Here is a 17731-nt window from a genome sequence, read left to right on the forward strand (position 1 = left end):
TCCCGAAAGGGACTTGCAACATGACCATCCGCCAACTGATCCTGTTCACCACCGCCTTGTCCGGCGCGATCGGTTTCGCCGACATCGCCGCCGCTCAGGAAGCCGGCCAGAGTGGTGCTCCGAGCGACACCCAGATCGGGACCGAAGACGAAATCCTCGTCACCGGATACCGCCGCAGCCTTGCCGATGCGATCGAAACCAAGCGCCGCGCCGATTCCATCGTCGATGTCATCAGTGCCGAGGATGTCGGCAAGCTACCCGACAGCAACATCGCCGACTCGCTGGCGCGCCTGCCCGGCGTGACCGTCGACCGCCAGTTCGGCGAAGGCGAGCAATTGTCGATCGCGGGCGTCGAGCCGGCACTCAACCGCCTGACCATCGACGGCCACTCGGTCGCCTCCGCCGACTGGGGCGGCAACCCGTCCGACCGATCGAGCCGCAGCTTCAACTATTCGCTGCTGTCGCCGACGATCATCAGCCAGGCCGTCGTCTACAAGACCCCGGAAGCGCGTCTGCAGGAAGGTGCGATCGGCGCGACTGTCGACATCGTGACGCGCAAGCCGCTCGACCTCAAGGCGAACACGATCGCCGTCACGGCCGGCGGTGAGTATAACGACCGGGCCAAGCGCGGCAGCTTCCGTGGCTCGGCGCTGTACAGCTGGCACAATGCGGACGAGACGATCGGCTTCCTCGGCGCGGTCAACTACGACAAGGAACAGCTCAGCCGCGCCGGCGTCGCGACCTACTGGTACCGTACCGGCGCCGCCCTGCTGGAGGCGTATCCGCGCGATATCAACGGCAACATCGTCTATGATGGCCCCGGCGGTACCGTCGCCACCGGCCCGACGATCAACGGCGCGCGGCCCAATCGGGCGACGATCGACGCCTTCAGCAGCGCCCGTTACGCCTCGTTCCTGGCGCGCGAGTTCTTCAAGCAGGAGCGTGAGCGGATCGGCTTCAGCGGCGCGATCCAGGCGAAGCCGACCGACAATCTTTCGGTCGTCGCCACCGGCCTGTTCATCCGCGGCAATTACGACAACGTGTCGAATTCCATGTACACCTATGGCTTCGAAGGGTCGCGGATGAGCGCGGCGACCTTCGACAACGGCATCGTCACCTCCGCGACCTTCACCGGAATACCGGACGGCACCAACGGCGCGACGGGCCAGCTCGACACCAACTTCCGACGTACGCGCATCAAGAACGACTCCGTTGCGATGCTGATCGACTGGCGTCCGGACCGGTGGGAAATCACCGGTAATTTCGGCGGCACGCGCGCGTCGGGTGGCAAGAACCCCGAATATCTGCTCGATTTTCGCACGAAGCAGGGGTTCACCGCCGGTGCCAATGGCCGCAATACGATCGTCAACTGGAACTCGCCCGCCAGCGACCCGACCAAGTGGCTGAGCAACTTCACCGCGCTCGGCGGCGAAAATCTCAGTGCGTCCGATCGCGAAAACAATGGCGGCCGCAATTTCTTTGGTCGGCAGATCGGCGGCATCCCGCTCCAGTCCGGGTTCACGCTCGACAAGGAGATCTTCGGAGAGGCCAATTTCAAGCGCGAGGTCGACATGGGACCGATCAAGAGCCTGTTGTTCGGCGGGCGCTACGTCGCGCATGAGAACAGCAACAGGACGTTCAGCAACGCGATCTTCACCAACCAGAATTTCACGCTGGGCGACCTCGACTTCTACGTCCTCGACGGCGATCTGTATAACGGTCTCGGCACGTCCGGGAACGGCACGCCCTATGCCACGCTGGACCGCGACGGCATCATCGCCGCGCTTCGCAAGTTCGGCACCACCAACGTCGAGCGCGGCTTCTCGGCAGGCGACTATTGGCTGGTGAGGGAGAAGATCGCGTCCGGTTACCTGCAGGCGAACTTCCAGTCCGGGAAGCTGCGCGGCAACGTCGGCGGCCGGTTCGTCAACACGCGCGACGAGTCGAACTTCTTCCTCCAGAGCAACGGGCGGTTCGCCCCGACGCAGATCACCAAGAGCGACAATCGCTTCCTGCCCGCCGCCAACCTGATCTTCGACGTCAGCGACAGCGTCGTGCTGCGCGGTGCCGCGGCCAAGGTCATCGCCCGACCGCGCTATTCCGATCTCGCCGGCTCGATCTCGCTCGACGACGCCTCCCGCTCGGGCAGCGGCGGCAATCCGGATCTGAAGCCCTATGCGGCGAACAATTTCGGGCTGTCGGCGGAATGGTATTTCGCGCCCGGCAGCTTCCTGTCGGGTGAGGTCTTCTACCGCGACATCACCAACTATATCGGCAATTCGGTGACGGATGACGTGACGTTCACCAACTTCGTCACCGGCATCACCCAGACCTATTCGATCTCGCAGCCGATCAATATCGCCAACGCCTCGGTCACCGGCTTCTCGCTGTCAGGCAATACCGCGCTGAAATGGGGTTTCGGCATCCAGGCCAACTACACCTTCGCGGATGCGCAGACCTCGATCGCGACCGGCCTGCCGTTCCTGTCGCGCAACACCGTCACGGTCGTGCCCTATTACGAGAACGGACCGCTACAGGCGCGGTTCAGTTACAATCGCCGGTCGAAGTATTTTTATCGCGTCGGCCGCCTCCAGTCGCAGGATTACACCGATGCCTATCGTCAGCTCGACGCATCGATCTCCTATGCGCTGACCGACAACATCCAGGTCCAGGCGCAGGCGTCCAACCTGCTCGACGAAACCTATTACCAGTATAGCAGCACCAAGAGCGCGCCGACCTCGATCTACAAGAACGGTCGCGTATTCTCGCTGAGCGCCAGCTTCAAGATGTGATGACCGACACGGGGCGATCCCTGCACGATATCGCTCCGTATCGCCCGGCCTTCCCGTGGCGTGCCGTCTCTTGGGGCACGCGCCCTACCTCCCGCTCGCTGGCGTCTCGCCGGCGGGCGGTTTTTCTATTGTCCTGTCGGCACCGCCCGCCCGACGCGGTATGGACCATGTCCGTTATCTTCAGGAGCATGCCTTGATCGCCCTTCGCCTCTCGCCGGCCATCGCAGCCCTTCTCTGCTCCACGCCCCTCGCGGCGCAGTCGCTGCTGCCGATCCCCGCCTCGGTGACGCCGGGCAGGGGCAGCTTCACCGTCGCCGACGGCGCACGGATCGGCGCGGCCGCGGACGACGCCGGTGCGACCACCGCCACGAAACTGCTGGCCGAGCATGTGAAGAGGGTCCGCGGCCTGACGCTGGTGCCCGGCACGACCGGCCCGATCCGCTTCGTGCGGGACGCCGGCATCAAGGGCGACGAAGCATACCGCCTGACGGTGACTTCCACCGGCATCGTCGTCGCCGCATCGGGCGACCGCGGACTCGTCCACGGCGCGATGACGCTGGCGCAGCTGGTCAGCCCCGATGCGCAGTTCGGCAGGCCCGTCACGGTCGCCGCAACGACGATCGCCGACGCGCCACGTTTCGGGTGGCGCGGCCTGATGATCGACCCCGCGCGGCACTTCCTGCCGATGCCCGCCCTGCGGGCGATCGTCGACCAGATGGCGGCGGTGAAGCTCAACTCGCTCCACCTGCACCTGACAGACGATCAGGGCTGGCGGTTCGAGGTGAAGCGCTATCCGAAGCTGACCGAGATCGGCGGCTTCCGCACGCCGCCCTCGACCGGCGGCGCGCCGGGGCCGAAGGTCGGCGGCTTCTATACCCAGGCGGACTTGAAGGCGCTGGTCGTCTATGCACGCGACCGCGGCATCACGATCGTGCCGGAGATCGACCTGCCCGGCCACGCACAGGCGCTGGTCGCCGCCTATCCCGAGCTTGGCCTGCTCGGCGACCGGCCGGAGGTCAGCAACAACTGGGGCATCATGCCCTATCTCTTCAATCCCGGCCCGAAAGGCATCGCGTTCGTGAAGGCGGTGCTGGACGAGGTCATGGACGTGTTCCCCGGCACCTATATCCATCTCGGCGGGGATGAGGCGGTGAAGGACCAGTGGGAACGCAGCCCGGACGTTCAGGCGCAGATCAGGGCGCTTGGCCTGAAGGACGAGAACGCGCTGCAAAGCTGGATGATCGACCAGTTCGGCACCTATCTGCAATCGAAGGGCCGCCGCCTGATCGGCTGGGACGAGATCCTGGAGGGCGGCCTGCCCGCGTCCGCATCGATCATGTCGTGGCGCGGCGAGAAGGGCGGGATCGACGCGGCCAACATGGGCCACGACGTGGTGATGTCGCCGGGCACCCCGATGTACCTCAACTATACGCAGAGCGACCTGTCCGACGAACCGCCGGGCCGGTTCGACGTGCTGCCGCTGGATAAGGTGTACCAGTACGATCCGATGCCCGTCGGCATCGCGCCCGATCGGGAGCGGCACGTGCTCGGCGCGCAGGCCAATCTGTGGAGCGAATACATCGCCACGCCCTATCAGTTGCAGCACCACATCTTCCCCCGCGCCGCCGCCGTCGCGGAGGTGACGTGGGCGCAGAAGGGCGGCAAGGACTTCGCCGCCTTTCTGCCGCGCGCCCACCAGCAGGGCGAACGGTGGAAGCGCGCCGGCATGCAGGTCGCCGACAGTGCCTTTGCGGTGGCCTTCGCCGTGAACGGCACTCGCGGCGACGCGCTGCGCCGGAACAGCATCCCGCTGACGCTGAAGACGCAGGCCCCCTACGGTACGATCCGCTACACCAAGGACGGCAGCACGCCGACCGCACGCTCCAAAGCGTATGCCGCGCCGCTGTCCGTGAAGCCCGGCACCGTCGTCCGCGCCGCCGCGTTCGACGCCACCGGTATGGCGACCGCGACGCCGCGCAGCTTCGACACCGCGCGCGCCGCATTGCTGGCGGGGTCGAGTTCGGACATGCGCGCCTGCCCGAACGGTTCGCTCGGGCTGAGGCCGCCGCTGACATCGGAATCGACCGCCAACGCGCCGGCGTTCAACATCAACCTGTTCGACACCTGCACGCTCTACCCGGATGCGCCGCTCGACATCGCGCGCGGCTACACGGTCGATGTCGTCCGCCTCGCGCGGCATTATGGACTGGCGCACGAAGCCCGCATGCTGCGCGAGCATTACAACGTCACGGACCACGGCGAATTGCTGGTGCAGGTCGGTTGCGTCGCCGCCGCCGCCGCGCGCAAGGCGGGTGACAAGACCGCGCGACCGGTCGCGGCGGGGGCGTTCCCGCTGCCCGATCCAAAGACCGCGCCGCAACGCTTCACGTTCAAGGGCATGTTCCCGAAGATGAGCGGCGATCGGGCGAAGGATCAGGACGTCTGCTTCCAGTTCACCTCGCCGCTCAGCGACCCCTATTACACCGTCGAACGCGTGCAGTTGACGGAGGGCGACCGATGAGGATCGCGTCGGCCCTGACTGCCGCGCTTCTCCTGTGTCCGACCGCCGCCTGGGCGGGTCCGAAAACGGTCACGCCGCTCGACGCCGGGTGGCAGGTGCGGATCGACCCCGCCGACGCGGCGGCCACGAAAGCGCATCCGAAGGCCGCCCGCTGGCTGAAGGCGACGGTGCCCGGCAGCGTGCAGCAGGACCTGATCGCCGCGCGCATCGCGCCCGACCCGTTCAAGGGTACGAACGAGGCCGCGATCCAGTGGGCGGGGCTGACCGACTGGCAGTACCGGCTGGTGCTGGACGTGACGCCGGCGATGCTGGCGCGCGACCATCTCGATCTGGTGTTCGACGGACTCGACACGTTCGCGACCGTGTCGGTCAACGGCCAGCCCCTGCTGTCCGCCGACAACGCGCACCGGCGCTGGCGCGGCGACGCCAAGCCGCTGTTGAAGGCGGGACGCAACGAGGTGACGGTCCGCATCGCCTCCCCGATCAAGCGGCTTCAGCCGATGGTGCTGGCGGAGAAGAACCCGCTGCCGGGCGAATATGATTCCGCATTCGGCGACGAGCCGAAGGGCAAGCAGACTTCGCCCTATCTGCGCAAACCCAAATATCATTATGGCTGGGACTGGGGCCCGCGGCTCGTCGCGATCGGCGTGTGGCGGCCGGTGCGGCTGGAGGCGTGGGACGATGCCCGGATCGAGGCGTTCCGCGTCGATCAGCAGGCGCTGAACGACGCCGAGGCGCGGCTGGCCGCGACGTTCGACATCGTCGCCGACGCGCAAGCCACGACCGAGGTCCGCGCCACCGTCACCGGCCCGACCGGCACGCCCGTCACGGCGGCGCGCACCGTCACGCTGGTGGCCGGACTGAACGTCGTCACGGTGCCGCTGACCGTCGCGCACCCCGAGCGGTGGCAGCCGGTCGGGTACGGCGCGCAACCGATGTACCGCGTCGACGCGGCGCTGGGTGGGGACGATAGCGCCAGCCGCCGCATCGGCCTGCGCACGGTCGAACTGATCCGCGGCGGCGGCGCGTTCGGATTCCGGGTCAACGGCATTCCGATCTTCGCCAAGGGTGCGAACCTGATCCCGTTCGACAGCTTCCCCGCGCGCGTCACGCCCGCGTCGATGCGCCCGCTGCTTCAGGGTGCGCGCGACGCCAACATGAACATGCTGCGCATCTGGGGTGGCGGTTATTATCTCGACGATGCCTTTTACGACATGGCCGACGCGATGGGCCTGATGATCTGGCAGGACTTCATGTTCGGCGGCAGCGTGACGCCGCCCGACGCCGCCTATCGCGAGAACGTCCGGATCGAAGCGGAGGAACAGGTCGCGCGCCTGTCCTCGCATCCGTCGATCGTGCTGTGGGCGGGCGGCAACGAGATCCTGTCTGGCTGGGAGAACTGGGGCGACCGCAAGGCGTTCAAGAAAGCCGTCGGTGCGGACGAGCAGGAGCGGATCGGCGCGAACATGGCCGTGCTGTTCGACCGCGTGCTGCGCGCGGCGGTGACCGCGAAGGCCCCGCAGACGCCGTATTGGGCGAATTCGCCATCGACCGACTATGACGGCCCTGTCGACACCGACGCGGCGGGCGACCGGCATTTCTGGGACGTGTGGTCGGGATCGAAGCCGATCGAGCGCTATCTGGATAGTTGCCCGCGGTTTATGTCCGAATACGGGTTCCAGTCGATGCCCGACCTGTCCACGATCCGCGATTTCGCGGGGAAGGGTTCGCTCGCCGCCGAAAGCCCGGTGATGAAGGCGCACCAGAAGTTCCTGGCCGGCGAGGGCAATGCGCGTCTGCAACTCTACCTCGACGCGCGACTGCGGCCGGCGAAGGATTTCGCCGACATGGTCTATCTGACGCAGGTCAATCAGGCGCAGGCGATCGAGCTGGCCGCGCTGCACCACCGCGCCTGCCGGCCGGTGACGATGGGGTCGCTCTACTGGCAGTTGAACGATGTCTGGCCGGCGATCTCGTGGGCCAGCATCGACTATTCAGGGCGGTGGAAGCTGCTCCACTACGCCGCGCGCCGCTTCTTCGCACCGCAGGCGATCGTCGCGGAGAATGTGAACCGGGTCACGCGGGTGTCGCTGATCTCCGACCTGACCACGCCGACGCCTGCGCGGTGGCGCATCACGGTGCGCGACATGGCCGGGGCGACACTATCGACGCGCGACGAAGCAGTGACGCTCGCGCCGCTTGCGGCCACATTGGTAGCGACGCTGGACGATACCGCGTTGTTCGGCACGGCAGCGCCGACCGCCAGCTATGCGGTCGCGGAGCTGCTGGTGGATGATAAGCCGGTCAGCCGGGCGATCGTCGAGCGCGCGCCGCCCAAGGACATGGCCTATCCCGCGCCCGGCCTGTCCACGCGTTGGAACGGGCGCGACGTGACGATCACCGCCACCGCACTGGCGCGTGCGGTGATGCTCGATTTCGGCGATGTCGCCGCACAACCGTCTGACGATGGGTTCGACCTGTTGCCGGGGGAGAGCATCACCGTCGCGGTCGCCTCCGAGGCTTCGCCGGCGACGCTGGCCAAATCGCTGACATTGAGGACGCTGGCACGATGATCTGGCTATTGTTCGCGCAAGCTGTCTCGGGTTCGGGTGACCCCGTCGCCGCATCGATCGCGACGATGTCTGTCGCCGAAAAGGCCGCGCAACTGCAAAGCAGCGCCCCCGCCGATGCGGAAGCCGGCCTGCCCGCCTATGACTGGTGGGGAGAGGGACTGCACGGCTTGGCGCGGAACGGCCACGCCACGGTGTTTCCGCAGGCGATCGGCATGGCCGCGACCTGGGACCGCGATCTGGTGCGCCGCATCGGCGACACCGTCGCGACCGAGGCGCGCGCGAAGTTCAACGCGCAACCCGTGGCGGCTCCACGCCGTATCTACGAAGGGCTGACGATCTGGTCGCCCAACATCAATATCTTTCGCGATCCGCGCTGGGGGCGGGGGCAGGAGACGTATGGCGAGGACCCGTATCTGACGGGCACGCTCGGCGTCGCGTTCGTCACCGGCCTGCAAGGCCCCGATCCGCTCCACCCCAAGGTCGTCGCCACGCCCAAGCATCTGGCGGTGCATAGCGGGCCGGAGGCGGGGCGCGACGGGTTCGACGTCGATCCCTCCCCCCGCGATCTCGAAGCGACCTACCTGCCCGCGTTCCGCATGGCGGTGATCGACGGCAAGGCGCGGTCGTTGATGTGCGCGTACAACTCGATCCACGGCACCCCCGCCTGCGCGGACGGCGCGTTGTTGAACGATCGCATCCGCGGGGCATGGGGGTTCAAGGGCTTCACTGTCTCGGACTGCGATGCGGTGGCGAACATCCACCTGTTCCACCACTACCGGCTGGACGGCGCGGCGGCGGCGGCGGCGGCAGTGCGCGGCGGCACCGACCTGAATTGCGGCAACGCGTATAGCGCGCTGCCCGCCGCGGTCGCGCGCGGGCTGGTCACCGAAGCCGAACTCGACACCGCGTTGACGCGGGCGCTGACCGCGCGGCGCGATCTCGGCATCGCCTATGGCGCGAACAGCCCGTGGTCGCGGATCAAGCCGTCGCAGATCGGCACGCCGGCCCACCGCGCGCTGGCGCTGGAGGCGGCGCGCAAGGCAATCGTGCTGCTCCAGAACACAGGCGACCGGCTGCCGCTGGCGACCACGACACGGCTTGCGGTGATCGGCGCGGACGCGGACGATCTCGGAGTGTTGCAGGGCAATTACCACGGTACCGCGACCGCGGCGGTGACCCCGCTGGAGGGTCTGCGCGCGCGTTTCGGGGACGTCGTCTATGCCCAAGGCTCGATCCTCGCGGACGGTGCGCCGGTGGTGGTGCCGGAGACGGCGCTGACCGGACTGAAAGCGGAATACAGCGTCGAAGGCCGCACCGTCGCGACGCGCACCGAACGTCGCATCGACCTCGACATCAACCGCGCCGCGCCGGTGCCGCAGATCCGCGGCGACCGGTTCTCCGCGCGCTGGACGGCGCGTTTCACGCCGCCGGGTCCGGGCACGTATAAACTGGTCGTCGACGTTCCCGCCTGCTGGAAATACTGCAAGTCGCACGACGCGGTGCGGCTGTGGATCGGCGACCGTCAGCTTGCCGCGGGCGAGGTCGCGAAGGGTCGTGTCGAGGTCGATTACGTCAGCGACGGCGCGCCGGTGCCGCTGCGGCTCGAACTCGATCACGTCAGCGAGGACGAAGGCATCCGCCTGATGTGGCTGCCTCCCGCAGAGCCGTTGCTGGCGCAGGCGGTGGCCGCCGCCGAGTCCGCCGATGTCGCGGTCGTATTCGCCGGCCTGTCCCCCGATCTGGAGGGCGAGGCGCTGCCGGTGCAGGTGCCCGGCTTCGTCGGCGGCGACCGCACCGACATCGCGCTGCCGTTCGCGCAGCAGCGCCTGCTCGCCGCGCTGAAGGCGACGGGCAAGCCGATCGTGCTCGTCCTCGCCAGCGGCAGCGCGGTGGCGGTCGATCCGGCCTCCGCCGACGCGATCCTGACGATGTGGTATCCTGGCGAGGCGGGTGGCACCGCCGTTGCCGACACGCTGGCCGGCGTCAGCAATCCCTCGGGGCGGCTGCCGGTCACGGTCTATGCGCGTACCAGCGACCTGCCCGCCTTCGTCGATTACGGGATGAAGGAGCGCACCTATCGCTACTTCACCGGGACGCCGCTCTGGGGTTTCGGTCACGGACTCAGCTATACGCGCTTCGGCTATGAGGGCGTCGCCGCGCCGGGCGTCGCGACGGGTGCGCCGATCACCGTGACCGCACGTGTCGCCAACACCGGTGCGCGCGCTGGCGAGGAGGTGGTGCAGGCTTACTTGGTCCCGCCGCCGTCGGACGAGCCCGCGGGCTTCACCGATCCGGTGCTCCAGCGCCAGCTTGCCGCCTTCACGCGCGTGGCGCTCAAACCCGGCGAGACGAAGACGGTGTCGCTCCGGATCGATCCGCGGACGATGGGCAGCGTGTTCCGCGACGGCACGCGCCGCGTGCTGCCCGGCACCTATCGCCTGTGGGTCGGCGGCGGCCAGCCGGATGCGGCGGCGGGACGCTGGATCGACGTGGCGGTCACGGGATCGCCACTCGACCTGCCGAAATGACCCTTACCGGAGTAGCCGCATGACCGAGTTTTCGCGCCGTACCCTGCTGGCATCCGGTCTGGTGTCGGGGCTGGCCAGCGCCGCTCCGGGCCTGGCCGCAGACGGCGCACCCAAGGCTTGGGGTGCGACGCCGTCTGCCCGGCAATGGGCGTGGCACGGGCACGAGCAATACGCGTTCGTGCATTTCTCGATCAACACCTTCACCGACAAGGAATGGGGCTATGGCGACGAAAGCCCGTCGCTGTTCGACCCGACCGATTTCGATCCCGACCAGATCGTGGCGGCGGCCAAGTCGGCGAACATGCGCGGCATCATCCTGACCGCCAAGCATCACGACGGCTTTTGCCTGTGGCCGACGATGCTGACCGACCACTGCATCCGCAACAGTCCCTACAAGCAGGGCAAGGGCGACATCGTCGGCGAGATGGAACGCGCCGCGCGCCGCGCCGGGCTGATGTTCGGGCTGTATCTGTCGCCCTGGGACCGGAATCATCCCGAATATGGCCGCCCCGCCTATATCGACTATTACCGCAAGCAGGTGGTCGAGCTCTGCACCCGCTATGGCGAGCTGTTCGAATTCTGGTTCGACGGCGCCAACGGCGGCGACGGCTATTATGGCGGCGCGCGCGAGACCCGGACGATCGATGCACCGAAATATTACGACTGGCCGTCGATCATCGCGCTCGTCCACCAGCACCAGCCGATGGCGTGCACCTTCGATCCGCTCGGCACCGACATCCGCTGGGTCGGGAACGAGGACGGGGTGGCGGGCGACCCATGCTGGCCGACGATGCCCAATCACCCCTATGTGCAGGCGGAGGGCAATGCCGGCGTGCGCGGGGGCGCGCTGTGGTGGCCGGCGGAGACCAACACGTCGATCCGGCCCGGCTGGTTCTATCACGCCGACGAGGACGCGAAGGTGAAGAGCCCCATGCGGCTGCTGAGCTATTACGACGAGTCGGTGGGGCGCGGCACCAACATGCACCTGAACCTGCCGCCCGACCGGCGCGGACGGATCGCCGATCCCGATGTCGCATCGCTCACGTCGTTCGGTGCGGCGATGCGCGCGACGCTGGCGTCGAATCTGGCGGAGGGGGCGGTCGCGTCCGCCAGCGCCACGCGCGGGGCTGCGTTCGCCGCCGCGAACGTCCTCGACGGCCGGCGCGATACCTATTGGTCCAGCCCGGACGGCGACACGACGCCGTCGCTGACGCTCGATCTGCCGCCGGGACGCAGCTTCGACCTGATCCGTATCCGCGAATATCTGCCGCTGGGGGTGCGGGTGACGCGGTTCGCAGTCGATGCGTTTTCGGATGGCCGCTGGCAGACGCTGGCCGAACGAGACTGCATCTCGGCGCAGCGGATCATCCGCCTCGATCGGCCGGTCGCCGCGCGCCGTCTGCGCCTGCGCATCCTCGACGCCCCCGTCTGCCCGGCGATCAGCGAGATAGCGCTGTTCCATCAGGTCGCGCCGCAGCCGGTCGCCGCTGCCCGGTCGAGCGACCGCACGATCCTGTCCCCCGCCGGCTGGTCGATCGTCGCCGCCTCCGCCCCCGGCGGCGAAGCGCTGATCGACGATGACGCCGCGACAATGTGGACGATCGATGCACCGACGTCGACCTCTCCGGCCACCGTGACGATCGATCTCGCCCGTGCCGAAACGCTCGCCGGATTCAGCCTGACCCCGTCACGCGCGCCGCCGAACGGCTCGGTCCCGCCGCGCGGCTACCGCGCGGACACCAGCGTCGACGGACGCGCGTGGCAGGCCGGCTCCAGCGGCGAGTTCGCGAACATCGCCTACGCCCTCGCCACCCAGCGCATCGCCTTCGCCCAACCCCGCACCGCGCGCTTTCTGCGATTGCGCTTCGACGCACCCGCCGTGGCGGGCGCGACCCGCGTCGCGGTGGCCGGGATCGGGGCGTTTACCACGCCGCAGGGTGCACCGCAGCCGCGGTAGCGCTCCCGCCATCTTGCATTAGTCCCGTCATGGCCGCAAAATACTTTCCGGTACAATTGTTTGCACGCCGGCTCGCCGGTCGTGACTTTGCCGTTACGACCGGTTAGCATCATCTCATGACAGGCCAAAAATTGCCCGAGAACGAGGGAAAGTCTCCCACCTATTCAGCCCCCGCGTTGGAAAAGGGGCTCGACGTGGTCGAGCTGCTCGCGCGGGAGCCGTCCGGTCTTTCGATCGGCGAAATGGCGGCGCGGCTGGGTCGCTCGATCAGCGAGCTGTTCCGCATCATCGTGGTGCTGGACCGGCGCGGCTGGTTGCAGAAAATTCCCGGTGGGGACCGCTACCGTGTGACGTACAAGGTGCTGGAGGTGGCCCACCACGCCACGCCGGCCCGCGAACTGACCCACGTCGCCGCACCCCTGATGCACGATCTGGCGGCGAAGATTCAGCAGTCGTGCCACATGGCGGTGATGAACGGCGACCACGGTTTGGTCGTGCTCCGCCACGAAAGTCCCGGGCCGACCGCGTTCGCCGTGCGGCTGGGTACGACGATCGACCTGCTGACCAGCTGTTCGGGCCATGTCCTGCTCGCCTTCGCCAGCCCGGAACGTCGCGAGGCGCTGATGTCGGCGCTATCCGCCCCGGCGGGACTGGACGCCGAACTCGAAACGATCCGCGAACGTGGGTATGAGCGGCTGGCCAGCGCGCGCCTGTCCGCGGTGTGCGACGTCAGCTGCCCGATCTACGGCTTCGACGGCAAGGTCGTGGCGGCGCTGACCGTTCCCTATCTGGAGGCGATCGACCGCGACGGTCACGCCGATCTGGACGCCTCGCTGGCGGAACTGCAAAGCACCGCGGCCGCGATCTCGACCGCGCTCGGCTGGTACGACCGCTCGGACCAGCCGATCATGCCGACCCTGTCGGTCGCCACGCCGCCGCCACGCCGCCGCCGCGCCCCCTGATCGCGCCGGCCGGAGCGACGGGCGGCACGATGGGCGACCGCATCCTGATCCTGTACGGGTCCTACCGATCCGATCGGCAGGGCATCAGGCTGGCGGACTATCTGGTCGCCAGCTTCACGGCGCGCGGCGCGACGGTAGAGTTGATCGATGCGAAGGCGATCGACCTGCCGATCCTCGATCGCATGTACAAGGAATATCCGGCGGGCGAGGCACCGCCGAAGCTGGCGGAACTGGCGGCGAAGATCCGGGCGGCCGATGCCTTCGTGATCGTGACCGGCGAATATAACTGGGGCGTCCAGCCCGGCCTGAAGAACCTGACCGACCATTTCCTAGAGGAATGGTTCTGGCGACCCGCCGCCATCGCCAGCTATTCCGCCGGCCGGTTCGCCGGCGCGCGGGCCGGGCTGGCGTGGCACGGCACGCTGTCGGAAATGGGGATGGTCGTCATATCCAGTTCGCTGGCGGTCGGCGGCATCGGTCAGGCTTTCGATGCGGACGGTACACCCGTCGGCTCGGGCGGCGCGGCGCTGGAACGCGCCTTTCCACGCTTCGCCGACGATCTGGCGTGGTGGACCGAGGCCGCACGGGAACAGCGCGCGAAACGACCGCCGCCATATTGATGGTGGTGCGCGGCAGCCGCTCTCTCATGTCACCCCGGCGGAAGCCGAGGCCAGTCGGGATGTCGGCGGCAATCGACTGAGAACGTCAGCCGAACGCGACTTCGGCCTTTGCCGGGGTGGTAGTGACGGGCAGCTTCGCTATGAAGCCCCGCCCGAGCCCACGGCGTCCGCCCCCGTGACGTCCCCCAGCAAGTCCCGCGTCGCACTGATCCGCGCATTCTCCAACAGCGCCGCCGCCCGTTCGTCGGGATAGGCGCGGGACAAGGCGACCGTGCCGACCATCTGCGCCAGCACCGATGCGGCGCGCGCATGCGCCACGTCCGCCTTCAGCCCCAGCCGCTCGAGCAAATCCGCCACCCGCCCGACCAGACGGTCGATCGCATCCGCGAACCGGGTCTGTGCGGCTTCCGGCAATCGGTGGATCTGCCCCGCCAGGATCGGCACCGGACACCCCTTGGCCAACGACTCACGGTGCAGCATCGACATATAGGCATCCACGAAGCGGCGCAGCGTCGCCGCCGGATCGTCCCCCTCGCCTTCCAGAAACCGCCCGTACCGCTCGTCGAACATGTAGCGGACGGCTTCTCCCAGCAGGTCGTCCTTCGACTTGAAGTGCGCGTAGAAGCCGCCATGCGTCAGCCCGGCACGGTTCATCACCGTCGCCACCGCCATCCGGTCCGCGCCTTCGATCCGGATCGCCTTCGCCGCCTCTTTCAGCACGCGCTCGCGGGTCCGGGCCTTGTGTTCGCTGTCGTAGCGCATGCCGCATCCTATCCCCTCTTGTGACATGACGTCCATCATATTATGAGCATCATATTACGATTAGGAACGCTCTCACATGAGTCAGGATCAGGATACCGACGGCCTCGACGGACTCACGCAGTTGCGGGCGATGATGGAGACGAACCGGCAACCGCCGATCGGCGAGACGCTCGGCTTTTCGCTGGTCGAGGTCGATCGCGGCCATGCGGTGTTCACGGGCGCGCCCGGTCGCAGCGTCTACAACCCCATCGGTTCCGTCCACGGCGGCTATGCCGCGACGTTGCTCGACAGCGCGTGCGGGATCGCGACCCATTCCGCCCTCGCCGCCGGCCAAGGCTACACGACACTGGAGCTGAAGGTCTCGTACGTGCGCGGTCTCTCCGATCGCAGCGGCGAAGTCCGCGCGGTCGGCCGGCTGGTGTCGATCGGCCGCCGCGTCGCCTTTGCGGAGGCGACGCTGCACGACGGCGACGGACGCCTCTGCGCCACCGCCACGTCCACGCTGCTCGTCTTCGAACAGCCGCGCTGACCCCCGTCCTGCCGCCCCATTCTATCGGAGAAATACGATGATGATCGTCACCGCCACGCTCGCCCTGTTCGCCGCCGCCGCCCCGCAGACGGCCGAGGCTCCCAAGCCCGGAAAGTATCTGACCCAGGCCGACGGTCGCCAGATCGCCCGCATCCAGCGCGTGCTGGCGGACGGTTCCGTGGTCGTGATCGTCGGCGAAAAATACGTGACCGTCCCCGCCGCCACCGTGTCGGTGAAGGACGGGAAAGCCAGCACCACGATGACCCAGCGCGAGATCGCACGGATGTAGCCGGCCGGCGACGCACCCTTCCTCGCCCCGTCCCGTTCGGACTGAGCCTGTCGAAGCCCCTGCGCCCATCGACGACAGTGCCGGCGGGTAGCAGCCTTCGACACGCTTTGGGCGAACGGACTGGGCGAGTAGCCGTCGTCACCTCCACGGCATCACGGGATCAGCCGGTCCGCGCGCAGACGATCGAACAGCGTCAGGAACGCGTCGTCCGTCTCGCGGTAGCCGGTGAACCCCAGCCGCCGACTCTTGGACATATCCGTGACAACCTCGATCGGTCGGCCAAGATCGGCGTCGGTGTGCCACGGCGACGCCAACCGGGCGAGGTCCGGTTCCGCCAGCCCCTCGCGCAGCGCCAGTTCGCGCCAGATCGGCGCATCGTTCGCCATCTGCTGCTCCAGCGGATGGACGGTGCCGTCGAACGGTGCCGCCTCGACCCCGAAGGCAGCGGCAATGCGGCCCCACATCCAGCTCCAGCGGAAGACATCGCCGTTGACGACATTGAACGCCTCGTCGCGCGCGGCCGGCGTCGTCGCCGCCCATAGCAGATGCTCGGCGAGTAGGCCGGCGTCGGTCATGTCGGTCAGCCCGTTCCACTGCGCCGCCGATCCGGGAAAGTAGAAGGGCCGTCCGGTCTCGCGACACAGCGTCGCGTAGACCGCCAGTGTCGTGCCCATGTTCATGGCATTGCCGACCGCTTTGCCGATCACGGTATGCGGCCGGTGCACGCTCCACCCGAAACCGTCGCGCGCGGCCGCGGCGAACACCTCGTCCTCCTGCGCGTAGTAGAAGTTCTCGATATCGAGCCGCCCCTGCTCCTCGCGGAACGGCGTCTGCGGCAACGTGCCCTTCCCATACGCCTCGAACGGCCCGAGATAATGCTTCAGGCCGGTGACCAGCGCGACATGCCGGGGCGCGCCGCCGGGTCGCAGACCGTCCAACAGGTTGCGGACCATCGCCGAATTGACGCGGATATTGTCCGCCTCGCTGTCCTGCCGCAGCCATGTGGTGATGAACACCGCGTCGGGCGTCACGCCCTCCAGTGCCGCCGCCGATCCAGCCGCATCCGTCAGGTCGGCGACGATGGGCGTCACGCCCGCCTGCTCGACCGGCCGCCGTGCGAGACCCTGCACGCTCCAGCCCCGCTCCACCAGCAGCGCCGCCGTCGCGCTGCCGACGATCCCGCTCGCGCCCACCACCAATGCCGTCTTCGCCATCTTTCCAGTCCCTTGCTGCTGCGGACGGCAGCTAGGCAGCGGATGCGTGCGTTCCTAGACGGCACCAAGAGGTAACCACATGCAGGCTGGCAGCGACGATAACGACTGGCGGGAGGATTGCGCGCCGCGCCGCGTGATGGAGCTTTTCGCGACGAAATGGACGAGCATGATCCTCCACACGCTGCACGCCCGTCATGCCGGGGCGGCGCGCAGCGGCGTGCTGCTGCGCAGCCTGCCGGGTATCTCGAAGAAGATGCTGACTCAGTCGCTCCGAGAGATGGAGGGCAGCGGCCTGGTGTCGCGCCATGTCGAGGACACGACCCCGCCCGCGGTCGAATACCGGCTGACCCCGCTCGGCTCGCGCTTCGTGGGCGCGGTGGAACTGCTCTACGCCTGGGGCCGCGACAACGCCGATGCGCTCGATGCGCTGGGCGCGCGACCGTCGTCGCGGCGGGCTGGCCCGGCTCCTCCCCGGCAAGGGGAAAAATAGCGCTCGCCGCCAGAAATCCTCCCCTGCAAGGGGAGGTGGCAGTCCGCAGGACTGACGGAGGGGTGTCCACGCTGATGGCGCCACCCCTCCGCCGCTCCGCGCCCCCCTTGCAAGGAGGGATTACCGCTCGTGCAACCGCGCCAATGCGCCACCCGCCAGATTCTGCGCCCGCTTCACATACCGAACCCGCGGCCCCTGCCCCGCCGTCGCCTCGACGAACACAGCATGATGCCACGCGTCCCCGCCCCGCGCCCGCACCGTGCCGTTCGCCTGCGCCACGACCGCCGCAGAGTCGCCGATCAGCACGACTGCGTCCCACCCGATCGCCCGCGTCAGCTCCACCGCCTGCAGCAACGCGAGCCATTCCGCGTCCATGCTCGTCCCCGGCCCCAGATCGCGGCGGACATGCGCCTCCCCGCGGATCACCACCGCCGTTTCCATCCCTTCGGGACGCAGGCCGCCGTCGAAATACACCTTCAACCGTGACAATCGCG

General features: G+C 68.0%; 13 protein-coding genes. 10 read left to right on the forward strand and 3 right to left on the reverse strand.

The window, feature by feature from the left end; translation table 11 throughout:
• The first annotated feature begins 20 nt into the window (after positions 1-20).
• The 7 genes from AC0CH8_RS11720 (at position 21) to AC0CH8_RS11750 (ending at position 13953) form a co-directional block, all read left to right on the forward strand.
• Positions 21-2792, forward strand: coding sequence for a TonB-dependent receptor (locus AC0CH8_RS11720; RefSeq protein WP_465240038.1), 2772 nt, complete (start codon positions 21-23; stop codon positions 2790-2792).
• 193 nt (positions 2793-2985) lie between these two features.
• The gene (locus tag AC0CH8_RS11725) at positions 2986-5313 is read left to right on the forward strand and encodes a beta-N-acetylhexosaminidase (protein WP_465240039.1); all 2328 of its coding nucleotides are present in this window, start codon (positions 2986-2988) and stop codon (positions 5311-5313) included.
• A complete protein-coding gene (locus tag AC0CH8_RS11730) occupies positions 5310-7886 on the forward strand; it encodes a beta-mannosidase (RefSeq protein WP_465240040.1) in 2577 nt (858 codons plus the stop codon). The genes AC0CH8_RS11725 and AC0CH8_RS11730 overlap by 4 nt, the downstream gene beginning before the upstream one ends.
• A complete protein-coding gene (locus tag AC0CH8_RS11735; RefSeq protein WP_465240041.1) occupies positions 7883-10414 on the forward strand; it encodes a glycoside hydrolase family 3 C-terminal domain-containing protein in 2532 nt (843 codons plus the stop codon). Before AC0CH8_RS11730 ends, AC0CH8_RS11735 begins: the two co-directional genes overlap by 4 nt.
• Positions 10415-10433: 19 nt before the next feature.
• Positions 10434-12371 (forward strand): alpha-L-fucosidase, encoded by a 1938-nt coding sequence (locus AC0CH8_RS11740; RefSeq protein ID WP_465240042.1) that lies wholly within the window; start codon positions 10434-10436, stop codon positions 12369-12371.
• Positions 12372-12547: 176 nt separating this feature from the next.
• Positions 12548-13333, forward strand: coding sequence for an IclR family transcriptional regulator (locus AC0CH8_RS11745; RefSeq protein ID WP_204200005.1), 786 nt, complete (start codon positions 12548-12550; stop codon positions 13331-13333).
• A gap of 29 nt (positions 13334-13362) precedes the next feature.
• Positions 13363-13953, forward strand: a complete 591-nt coding sequence (locus AC0CH8_RS11750) for an NADPH-dependent FMN reductase (protein ID WP_465240043.1) — start codon at positions 13363-13365, stop codon at positions 13951-13953.
• A 138-nt stretch (positions 13954-14091) separates the two neighbouring features.
• Here AC0CH8_RS11750 and AC0CH8_RS11755 read toward each other — a convergent pair whose 3' ends face one another.
• A complete protein-coding gene (locus AC0CH8_RS11755) occupies positions 14092-14715 on the reverse strand; it encodes a TetR/AcrR family transcriptional regulator (RefSeq protein WP_465240044.1) in 624 nt (207 codons plus the stop codon).
• Positions 14716-14791: 76 nt separating this feature from the next.
• On the opposite strand from AC0CH8_RS11755, the gene AC0CH8_RS11760 reads away from it, so the two are divergent.
• Entirely contained in the window at positions 14792-15244 is a 453-nt protein-coding gene (locus AC0CH8_RS11760; protein ID WP_465240045.1) for a PaaI family thioesterase, read from the forward strand.
• Positions 15245-15281: 37 nt separating this feature from the next.
• The gene (locus tag AC0CH8_RS11765; RefSeq protein ID WP_465240046.1) at positions 15282-15533 is read left to right on the forward strand and encodes a hypothetical protein; all 252 of its coding nucleotides are present in this window, start codon (positions 15282-15284) and stop codon (positions 15531-15533) included.
• A gap of 152 nt (positions 15534-15685) precedes the next feature.
• On the opposite strand, the gene AC0CH8_RS11770 is transcribed toward AC0CH8_RS11765, so the two are convergent.
• A complete protein-coding gene (locus tag AC0CH8_RS11770) occupies positions 15686-16747 on the reverse strand; it encodes an SDR family oxidoreductase (RefSeq protein WP_465240047.1) in 1062 nt (353 codons plus the stop codon).
• Positions 16748-16826: 79 nt separating this feature from the next.
• Between AC0CH8_RS11770 and AC0CH8_RS11775 the strand changes: the two genes are divergently transcribed.
• Positions 16827-17237 (forward strand): winged helix-turn-helix transcriptional regulator, encoded by a 411-nt coding sequence (locus AC0CH8_RS11775; protein WP_465240048.1) that lies wholly within the window; start codon positions 16827-16829, stop codon positions 17235-17237.
• 120 nt (positions 17238-17357) lie between these two features.
• On the opposite strand, the gene AC0CH8_RS11780 is transcribed toward AC0CH8_RS11775, so the two are convergent.
• On the reverse strand, positions 17358-17726 hold the full coding sequence (locus tag AC0CH8_RS11780) for a reverse transcriptase-like protein (protein ID WP_465240049.1): 369 nt from the start codon (positions 17724-17726) through the stop codon (positions 17358-17360).
• Positions 17727-17731 lie beyond the last annotated feature (5 nt).

It is taken from the genome of Sphingomonas sp. AC435 (assembly GCF_979253005.1).

Excerpts from the sequence above, each read along its gene's own strand:
- AC0CH8_RS11735 (WP_465240041.1), top strand. The coding sequence starts at position 7,883 with ATGATCTGGCTATTGTTCGCGCAAGCTGTCTCGGGTTCGGGTGACCCC.
- AC0CH8_RS11720 (WP_465240038.1), top strand. The coding sequence starts at position 21 with ATGACCATCCGCCAACTGATCCTGTTCACCACCGCCTTGTCCGGCGCG.
- AC0CH8_RS11765 (WP_465240046.1), top strand. The coding sequence starts at position 15,282 with ATGATGATCGTCACCGCCACGCTCGCCCTGTTCGCCGCCGCCGCCCCG.
- AC0CH8_RS11755 (WP_465240044.1), bottom strand. The coding sequence starts at position 14,715 with ATGCGCTACGACAGCGAACACAAGGCCCGGACCCGCGAGCGCGTGCTG.
- AC0CH8_RS11730 (WP_465240040.1), top strand. The coding sequence starts at position 5,310 with ATGAGGATCGCGTCGGCCCTGACTGCCGCGCTTCTCCTGTGTCCGACC.
- AC0CH8_RS11775 (WP_465240048.1), top strand. The coding sequence starts at position 16,827 with ATGCAGGCTGGCAGCGACGATAACGACTGGCGGGAGGATTGCGCGCCG.
- AC0CH8_RS11750 (WP_465240043.1), top strand. The coding sequence starts at position 13,363 with ATGGGCGACCGCATCCTGATCCTGTACGGGTCCTACCGATCCGATCGG.
- AC0CH8_RS11770 (WP_465240047.1), bottom strand. The coding sequence starts at position 16,747 with ATGGCGAAGACGGCATTGGTGGTGGGCGCGAGCGGGATCGTCGGCAGC.
- AC0CH8_RS11740 (WP_465240042.1), top strand. The coding sequence starts at position 10,434 with ATGACCGAGTTTTCGCGCCGTACCCTGCTGGCATCCGGTCTGGTGTCG.
- AC0CH8_RS11760 (WP_465240045.1), top strand. The coding sequence starts at position 14,792 with ATGAGTCAGGATCAGGATACCGACGGCCTCGACGGACTCACGCAGTTG.